At 31.5% G+C, this 9,310-nt stretch carries 10 protein-coding genes; 3 read left to right on the top strand and 7 right to left on the bottom strand.

The genetic code is table 11. The annotated features are described in order from the left end of the window. The 3 genes from ACZ098_RS13790 to ACZ098_RS13780 all read left to right on the top strand — a co-directional run. Positions 1-123, top strand: a 123-nt coding sequence (locus ACZ098_RS13790) for a T9SS type B sorting domain-containing protein (protein ID WP_487312343.1), incomplete at its 5' end; no start/stop codon positions are given. A 5-nt stretch (positions 124-128) separates the two neighbouring features. After that, on the top strand, positions 129-1,130 hold the full coding sequence (locus tag ACZ098_RS13785) for a PorP/SprF family type IX secretion system membrane protein (RefSeq protein ID WP_487312336.1): 1,002 nt from the start codon (positions 129-131) through the stop codon (positions 1,128-1,130). Between the two features lie 53 nt (positions 1,131-1,183). Continuing rightward, complete coding sequence (locus ACZ098_RS13780; RefSeq protein ID WP_487312335.1) at positions 1,184-1,699, top strand: gamma carbonic anhydrase family protein; 516 nt, start codon at positions 1,184-1,186, stop codon at positions 1,697-1,699. A gap of 3 nt (positions 1,700-1,702) precedes the next feature. Here ACZ098_RS13780 and murI read toward each other — a convergent pair whose 3' ends face one another. The 7 genes from murI to ACZ098_RS13745 form a co-directional block, all read right to left on the bottom strand. Beyond that, complete coding sequence (murI, locus tag ACZ098_RS13775; protein ID WP_487312342.1) at positions 1,703-2,482, bottom strand: glutamate racemase; 780 nt, start codon at positions 2,480-2,482, stop codon at positions 1,703-1,705. Between the two features lie 71 nt (positions 2,483-2,553). Continuing rightward, positions 2,554-3,051, bottom strand: coding sequence for an OmpH/Skp family outer membrane protein (locus tag ACZ098_RS13770; RefSeq protein ID WP_487312334.1), 498 nt, complete (start codon positions 3,049-3,051; stop codon positions 2,554-2,556). Between the two features lie 31 nt (positions 3,052-3,082). Continuing rightward, a complete protein-coding gene (locus tag ACZ098_RS13765; RefSeq protein ID WP_487312333.1) occupies positions 3,083-4,102 on the bottom strand; it encodes an OmpH/Skp family outer membrane protein in 1,020 nt (339 codons plus the stop codon). A 36-nt stretch (positions 4,103-4,138) separates the two neighbouring features. After that, positions 4,139-6,871, bottom strand: a complete 2,733-nt coding sequence (locus ACZ098_RS13760) for a BamA/OMP85 family outer membrane protein (RefSeq protein ID WP_487312332.1) — start codon at positions 6,869-6,871, stop codon at positions 4,139-4,141. Beyond that, positions 6,801-7,544 (bottom strand): undecaprenyl pyrophosphate synthase, encoded by a 744-nt coding sequence (gene uppS, locus ACZ098_RS13755; RefSeq protein ID WP_487312331.1) that lies wholly within the window; start codon positions 7,542-7,544, stop codon positions 6,801-6,803. Before uppS ends, ACZ098_RS13760 begins: the two co-directional genes overlap by 71 nt. A gap of 3 nt (positions 7,545-7,547) precedes the next feature. Further along, positions 7,548-8,228, bottom strand: coding sequence for a type IX secretion system protein PorG (gene porG / locus ACZ098_RS13750; RefSeq protein WP_487312330.1), 681 nt, complete (start codon positions 8,226-8,228; stop codon positions 7,548-7,550). A gap of 168 nt (positions 8,229-8,396) precedes the next feature. Then, positions 8,397-9,281: an NAD kinase gene (locus ACZ098_RS13745; RefSeq protein WP_487312329.1), complete on the bottom strand. Its 885-nt coding sequence runs from the start codon at positions 9,279-9,281 to the stop codon at positions 8,397-8,399. Positions 9,282-9,310: the final 29 nt, after the last annotated feature.

The raw sequence follows: 9,310 nt of genomic DNA, 5'->3' as shown, positions 1-9,310 counted from the left end.
GGCACCGGATGGGATGGAACCTATAATGGTCAAATGCTACCAGCAACCGACTACTGGTTTACAGTAGAGTACTTAGAACAAACAGTGAAAGAATTTAAAGCCCATTTCTCATTAAAAAGATAACAATAATGAACTTCAAAAAACTTTATTTAGTAGTAATTTTATTAATTGCCAAGCAGGGATTTTCTCAAGAAATATTACCAGTTTATTCCGATTATTTATCAGATAATTATTTTTTACTGCATCCATCAATGGCTGGAGCAGCCAACTGTGCTAAACTTAGATTAACGGCTAGACAACAATGGTTTGGTCAAGACGATGCACCTGCATTACAAACGGCTAGTTTTAATGGTAGCGTTGGCGAAAGAGATGGTTTGGGAGTTATATTAATAAATGATAAAAATGGTTATCACTCACAAAAAGGTCTGCGTTTGGCGTATGCACACCATTTGCAATTTTCTAGAGATAAGGTTGATTTAAATCAGTTGTCTTTCGGTATTAGTGCTGGTTTTGCGCAAAGCTTATTAGACGAGACAGATTTCTTGGTTAATAATCCAGAATACGATCCAATTATAGATGGAACTATCGTTCAAAAAGCAAGTTACTTTAATGTTGATATTGGTGCATCCTATAATTTCTTAGATTTTTATGCACATTTCACTGTTAAAAATGCATTAGCTTCTGAACGAAAATTATATTCTGATAGAGAACCTGTTGATTTGAAAAGATTGATATATAACATGGGTTATACTTTTGGTGATGAAGACAGAATATTATGGGAACCTTCAATGATGTTTCAACATATTTTTCAGACGAAAGAATCTACTTTAGATTTGAATTTGAAATTGTATAAAAATTTAGATTTTGGAAAAGTTTGGGGCGGTTTGTCTTACAGAAGAAGTTTAGATGGAGCTGAATTTGTTGATGGAAATGCGATTGCAAAACAGAAGTTACAATATTTAACACCTATCGTTGGGGTTAATTATAACCAATATGTTGTTTCGTATACCTATTCACATTTGTTGGGTGATATTAACTTTAATACAGGTGGTTTTCATCAAATAACACTTGGTGTTAACTTATTCTGTAAACCAGAGAAATACCACTGTAATTGTCCAGCAGTTAATTAACAATTTAATTAATCCTGATAGTTTTATCAGGATTTTTTTTTAAATTTAAGAATATGATAATAAAGTCAGTTAATGGGAAATCACCTGCTATAAATGAGGATTGCTATGTTGCAGAAAATGCTACAATTGTTGGTGAAGTAACTATTGGTAGTAAGTGTAGTGTTTGGTTTAATGCTGTAATTCGCGGTGATGTGAATTTTATAACGATAGGAGATAAAGTTAATATTCAGGATGGAGCTATTATTCATTGTACTTATAAAAAGCATCCTACAATTATTGGAAATAATGTGTCTATTGGACATAATGCTATTGTACATGGATGTACCATAAAAGATAATGTTCTTATTGGAATGGGAGCAATAGTAATGGATAATTGCGTTGTGGAAAGTAATTCTATAATTGCAGCCGGTGCGGTGTTAACTCAAAATACAATTGTACCATCAGGTACTATATATGCTGGCGTTCCTGCAAAGAAAGTAAAAGATATTGATCAATCTGATTTTGCTGGAGAAATTGATCGTATATCGAATAATTACGTGATGTATTCTAGTTGGTTTAAAGAGGAATAAAGCTTAAAAATCGAGGTAAGATACATTTTCTTTATTTTCTAAAATTGATTGAAGTACAGACGGATTACTGTTAGTGTAGAAGGTGTTGTAAATTTCATTCGTACTGTTGTTTAATCCTACGGTTTCATTTAGAATTGTCAAAGTTTGTCTTGCTACTGCTTCGCCTGAATCAATTATTTTTATATTCGAGGGAATAATCTTTTTTATTTGGGGAATTAAATACGGATAATGGCTACATCCCAAAACTAGATAATCGATATCAGCTTTAATCATTGGGGTTAAGTACTCGCAAAGAAGTTGCTGCATTTTTATTGAATTTATTGCACCATTTTCGATTAATTCTACTAGTCCAAATCCAATTTGTTCAATAATTTGTATGTCTTGAAATTTCTCTACATTTTTATTAAATAGTTCGCTATTTAAAGTTCCTTTTGTTGCTAGAATTCCTATTTTATTGGTCCGACTATTTAGTGCTGCGGGTTTTATTGCGGGTTCAATACCTATGAAAGGTACTTTATATTTTGCCCTTAATTCTTTTATAGCATTAGTAGTCGCTGTATTGCATGCTACCACAATCAATTTACAATTATTATCTAAAAGGAAGTCGGTATTCTTGAAACTCAAATCAATAATTTCTTCTTTAGTTTTTTGTCCATAAGGAGCATTTTTACTGTCAGCAAGATATATTGTATTTTCATTAGGAAGTAATGCATTTATTTCTTTCCATATCGATGTTCCTCCAATTCCGGAGTCAAATAAGCCAATAGGTTTTTCATTATTTATCATACAAACAAATGTAAAAAAAAACTGCTCAATACTATTGAACAGTTTTTAATTTTTATATCATTTTAAGATTAAAATCCTAGATCTTTCTTTACATCGGCAGTTAAATCTGGACCATCAGCTAATAAAAGTTCGGTACCGTTTAATACATATTGGTATCCTTTAGCTTTTCCAACTTTTTGTATAGATGCTTTTACTTTATCAATAAGTGGCTTCATTAAGTCAGCTTCTTTTTTCTGAAGTTCTTTCTGAGCATTGTCTTGATAGTCACCAATACGTTTTGCCATATCTTGTACCTCTACTTGACGAGACTGGTTTACTGCATCGGTTACATTTGCTGCTTCTTTATCATATTTCTCAATTTTACTTTTATATTCAGTAACCATTGAGTTGTATTCAGTATTGTAAGTTTCACCTAACTTTTGTAACTGTTTTTGCGCATCTAAAATTGCTGGCATTTTTGAAGTAAGTTCATTAACATCTACATGAGCAGTCTTAGCTTGCGCATTCATTGTTTGCATTCCTAGTAAAGCTACTGCTGCTATTAATAATGTTTTTAATTGTTTCATCATTCTAAGTATTAATTATTGTTTTAAATTATTATGGTTTATTCTTCTTTAATTCTTCTTCTCTTGCAAGTTTAGCTGCTTCGCGATCTGCAATGGTTTTAAGACGTTTTTCTTCTGCTGCTTTCTTTCTATCTTCAATAATTTTCTTTCTCTCTTCTAATGTTTTATTTTTAGCTTCTTGAGCAGCTGCAATTTTCTTTTCTCTTTCTAGTTTGGCTTCTTCTTGTTTAGTGTCAACATCAGTTGTATCTACACCTGTTGAAGCTTCATTTTTATCTTTAGCAGAAACTGTGCCATTTTTTTTATTTTCTTTTTCTTCAAGAGCTAATTTTCTTTTGTCATCTAACTCTTTTTTTCTTAAATCGTTTGCAATTTTTCTATCATCGATAATTTTTTGACGTGCCAGCTTGTTCTCTTCGATTCTTTTTTGTCTATCTGATAATGTGGGATTATCATCTATAAGATCTTGTTTTCGTTCCGCTTCTTCTTCTAATTTACGTTGTTTATTACTCATTTGCTCACGCTTTTCAGCACGTGTAAGAGTTCTAACAACTTGATCGCTTACATCAAATCTTTTGGCTGCAAATAACATTGTTAAATCGGATGATTTATCAAATATGTAATCGTATTTTTTAGCTTCTGCCAAATCTTGAACAGCATTAAAAACTTGATCTTGTATTGGTTTAATTAATACTGCTTTTTGGACAACTAAATCTCCATTTGGGCCAAATCTTTTTTGTTGGTAATCTAATAATTCAGTATCTAAAAATGCAATTTCTTCTTCACGTTCTGCAATAAGCTCTTTTGTTAAAAGTACTTTTTCAGTTTTTAAAGTTTCTTTTAGTTTGTTGATTTCAGTTTTCTTAGCTTCAATTTCTTGCTTCCATTTTTGCGCTTTAGTTTCTAATTGATTTTTTGCTTCGGCATAGTCTGGAACTTTTTCCAAAATATATTCCATATCAATATAACCAATTTTCACACCTCTTGACTGTGAAAAGGTAGTACTTGAAACCACAAGTGCTGTAATTAAAACTAAAAAATATTTATTCATAACTTTTTTGTTTTTGCTAATGATAAAACAAATATACTAAAATTGTTGACCAATTATAAAATGTGTTTCCCATCCATTTGGAGTTGTTAATCCTGGAACTGCATCGAAACCGTGACCAAAATCAATTCCTAATAATCCAAAGGCAGGCATGAATACACGTAAACCAAAACCTGCAGAACGTTGTAAAACAAATGGATTATACTGTTTGAACGAATCGTATGAACCTCCAGCTTCTAAAAATGCGAGTGCATAAATTGATGCAGCAGCTTTTAATGTTAATGGATATCGTAATTCTAACGAAAATTTATTGTAAATCGTACCTCCGTTTTGAGAAGATAATGATTGATTAGGATAACCTCTTAACTGTATCACCTCACGACCATCTAATGCAAAGTTAGCTAAACCATCACCACCTAAGTAAAATCGTTCAAATGGCACCATTCCTCGATCGCTGTTGTAGGCGCCAAGAAATCCAAATTCACCTAATGTTCTTAAAACTAATTTGTCATAAATTTTGGTGTAAACATCTGCTTTAAATTTAACTTTATAGTATTCTAAGAATTTAAATTTTTCTTGATCTACTTTAGAAGCATCTGCATCTGCATCTTGATAGTTTAAAACTTTCTCATACAAACCTGAATTTTCTGAAGTTTGTTTTATAAAATCACCTTCTTGAACCAAGAATCCATCTGGTCCAGTTACATCTTCTAAAGGTTGAATAGCAGGATTATATCTTAATTTGTACTCTTTTTTATTACCTAAGTTTGCATAATCAACACCATTAAACAGGGAATAAGGTAAAGTAAACTTGGCAGTTACACTAAATTCAGAACCTTTGGTTGGAAATATTGGGTTTATTCCTTTGTTATTTCTTGTTAAACCCGTTGTGAAAGCTAAGTTTCTTGAAGCTCCATTTCCAAAAGTAAATAATCCTGTGTTGTAATTATTTAAATCGTAATATTGAAAACTAACTGCGTTTGATAATACAAAATAATCATCTGGAACACTCAATCTTTTGGCAATACCTACTGATAATGAAGTAATGTTAAAGCTCTTGTCTCGGTCTACACTACTAGTAGAACCTGTAAATAAGAATTGTTTACTATGTGATAGCGATGTTGAGAAACTAACTGGTTTTTTACCTCCAAACCAAGGTTCAGAAAACGATAAACTATAAGTTTGGAAAAACGAACTTGCCTGAGCTCTCAATGAAACTTTTTGCCCATCACCCATTGGTAATGGTCTGTAAGCATCTTTTTTGAAAATATTGCGGGCAGAAAAATTATTGAACGATAAACCTAAAGTTCCAATAAAACCACCTCCGCCATAACCTCCTTGAAGTTCTATTTGGCTTGATCCTTTTTCTACGACTTTCCATTCCAAATCTACAGTTCCAGCAACTGGATCAGGATTTTTAACATCTGGTGTAATTGCTTCTGCATCAAAGAAACCAAGTTGACCTAGTTCGCGAATGGTTCTAATAACTTCTTCTTTACTCCATTTCTGACCTGGTCTTGTTTTAAGTTCACGATAAATTACTCTGTCATTAGTTTTATCATTTCCAGCGACAGTAACTTTATTAAAGTAGGCAAGTGGTCCTTCTGTAATTCTAATTTCAAAGTTGATGGTATCGTTGGCAGTCTTAACTTCAACTGCATTGATATTCGAGAATAAGTATCCGTTGTTTTGGTATAAATTAGTCAAATCTTCTCCATCTGGTTTCGATTTATCTGCTATTCTTTTTTCTAATAAAACTCCGTTGTATACATCGCCTTTAACTATACCTAAATTTCTACTTAAAAAATTATCAGGATATACTGTATTCCCTAAGAATTTGATGTCGCCAAAGTAATATTTATTACCTTCTTCAACATTAATTTTTATTTGAATTTTATTATTGGCAACCCAAACCGAATCTTTTACAATTCGTGCATCTCTGTATCCCTTTTCTTTATATTTATCAATAACAGTAACTAAATCCTGGTTGTATTTGTCTTTAATATACTTGGACGCTTTTAAAATTCGAATTGGATTGATTTGTTTAGTGTTTTTCATAGCTTTTCTCAATTTGCTATCACTAAATTTTTGGTTGCCCTCAAAATCAATATTTTTAATTTTTATTTTATCTCCTTTGTCAACATTTACGACCATATTAACTAAATTTCCAGCCGTAGTATCGGCAACGGTGTTTATGGAAACTTTAGTTCTAAAAAAACCGTCTTTTTTGTATTTATTTTCGATATAATTTCGAGTTGTAGTAATCAGGTTTTCGTTTACAACTTTACCTTTTGTAAGGCTGTTTTCTTTAATTAATTCTTCACCTTTTGATTTTTTTACACCTTTAATTTTTACATCATTTAGTTTTGGTAACTCCACGATATTCAGTTCCAAGTAAATACTATCACCTACAATTTTATTTACATAAAAATCGATGTCGCTAAACAATCCTAGTTTTCCCAACTTTTTTATGGCGTTGCTTATTTCTTCGCCTGGGACAATGATTTCTTGACCTTTTTCTAAACCAGCAAAAGTTACTACAGTTTGTTTGTTGAAGCTTAATTTTCCAGTTACGTCAACGTCGGCTAAAATATATTTCGTTCCTTGGTCAAAAGGTATTCTGTCTTGGGCTTGTAATAGGGTAACACTTCCAAAAATTAAGGTTGTAAGAAGTGCTTTTAAGTAATTGTTTAACACGTATTTATTTTTTAATTTGTTCGCTTGTTTTTCCAAATCTCCGTTCTCTTTTCTGATAGCTGATGATCGCTTCATATAAATCATTTTCTTTAAAATCGGGCCATAGTACATCGGTAAAGAATAACTCTGCATAGGCTATTTGCCATAGTAAAAAGTTACTTATTCTGTGCTCGCCACTTGTTCTAATAAGTAAATCTACATCGGGTAGATTGTGCGTGTAAAGATGCTGATTTATAATTGATTCATCAATAGTGTCTATTGAAATTATATTATTTTTAACTTTATCGCTTATTTTTTTTACCGCATTTATTAACTCTTCTCTTGATCCATAGCTTAGTGCAAGTGTTAAGGTCATTTTGGTGTTGTTCTCGGTAAGTGTTATAACTTCGTTAAGTTCTTTCTGAATGCTTTTAGGAAGCATGTCTAAATTGCCAATAGAATTTAATCGAATATCGTTTTTTTGAAGTGTTTCCAATTCATTCTTTAAGGAATGAACTAGTAGTTTCATTAAGGTATCAATTTCTAATTTCGGGCGATTCCAATTTTCTGTAGAAAAAGCGTATAAAGTTAAATTCTGAACCCCAAGTTTGGCTGAAGTTTCTACAGTTTCTCGAACTGATTTAGTTCCGTTTTCGTGTCCAAAAGCTCTAAGAAAGCCTTTTTGTTTTGCCCATCTTCCATTGCCATCCATAATTATGGCTACATGTCTTGGAATATTGTCTTTATTTATTGATTCTAGTAAACTCATATTTTATTCTGCGCAATAACATGGCTTTTCGCCAAAGGTATAAGTTAAGGTTATTCCCGAAAAAACATACCAATCTTTATTGTTTATATTTCCAAACCTTAATGTTTGTAAATTTTCATTTTTTGGATTGCTTCCATCCAAATTATCTGTTAATGTATAGCGTGCTCCAACTTCAGCACCTAGTACTAAATTACGTGTTATGTTAGATTTTATTCCAACTGTCATTGGAATCGCAAAGGTACTTTCACCATAATCTTCTTCTGTTTGACCACCAACTACAAATAATTCATCGTACGTAAAATAGGAAATACCTGTATATACATAAGGTGTGACCTTAGTTCCGAAATCGTGCAAATTGAAATCAAAAAAATTAAATTCTAATCCGGCAGAAATTTCTTTTATGCTATTTTCAAAATTGTAACCTCTTGATTTTCTTGCCGATTCTTTAGAGTCTAAATCATTTGCTGTAATTTTAGATTGCGTATAAGAAAATCGGTAAGCATGTCTCGGACTTTTATTCCATTTGTATAGCACTCCAAAAGCCATTTCATTGGGATTGATATAATTTGTTTTACCTACATCTCCAATGTAATTGCTGCCACCTAAAAAAACTCCAATTTCATGAATTTGAGCACTTAAATGTAAAGTTCCTAATGTAAAAATAAATAAAAATAATCGTTTCATCAATTCAAAAATAGCGTGCAAATATAACAATTATCAGTACTAATTAATCATCAAATTAGTATTTATAATAAATTATGATGCAACGTGTTAAAAATATGGTTTTCTCTAAAATTAATATAGAGTATTTAGGAAACGAAAAAGTGTAGTATGTAGTATTTTATTTTATTATTAATTTCGTTTGTCTTCACCCCAAAGTAATTTGGTTCGAAGTGTTTTTAGAAAAGTTTCTTCTGGTATCTCAACCATGTTTATTGTAAAAGGAGTTTTTTTTATGGTTAGTACCGAATTATTACTAACCGAAGTAATTCTGGAATCTAATGAAACTAAATAGTTTTCTTCTCTACCAGAAACTTGAAGTTTAAGAGTTGTTTCATCTGGGATTACTAGTGGTCTTGCATTTAAATTATGTGGTGCAATTGGTGTAATTACTAAGCTTTTTACGTCGGGTGTTAAAACTGGTCCGCCGCAACTCAACGAATATCCTGTAGAACCTGTAGGAGTTGAAATTATTAAGCCATCTGCCCAATACGAATTTAAATACTCGTCATTTAAATAAGTTTCAATAGTAATCATCGACGTAGTGTCTTTTCTACTAACTGTAATTTCGTTCATAGCGAAATTTAAATCTTTTATTTCAGGATTTTTAGGTGAACAATCTAAACTTAGAAGTGTTCGCTCCGATATGGTGTATTTTTTTTCTAAGACAATTTGTAAAAAAGTTGCAATATTTTCTTTTTGTACTTTGGCTAAAAAACCTAGTCGTCCAGCATTTACACCAAGAATTGGAATGCCTGAATTTCGCACAAATGTAGCCGCTCGCAAGATTGTTCCATCGCCGCCAATGCTTATAAGAATGTCGAAACTTGAATCCAAATCAGCATGACTCGAAAAAGTTTTATATTCTTTCTTTACTATTTCTTCTTGATATAAAATTTTAAGAAAATGCGCTTCAATTACCAATTCCACATTATTAGCATTGAAAAAAACAAAAATGTCTCTAATAATTGGTCGTGTATCGTTTTGATAATATTGTCCGAAGATGGCTATTTTCATACAAAAAAATGTGTCGATTTATACAATTG

This window comes from Flavobacterium sp. SP2, assembly GCF_057626655.1.
The sequence above is the reverse complement of the archived record's forward strand: the minus strand, read 5'-3'. Positions and strand labels throughout refer to the sequence as shown.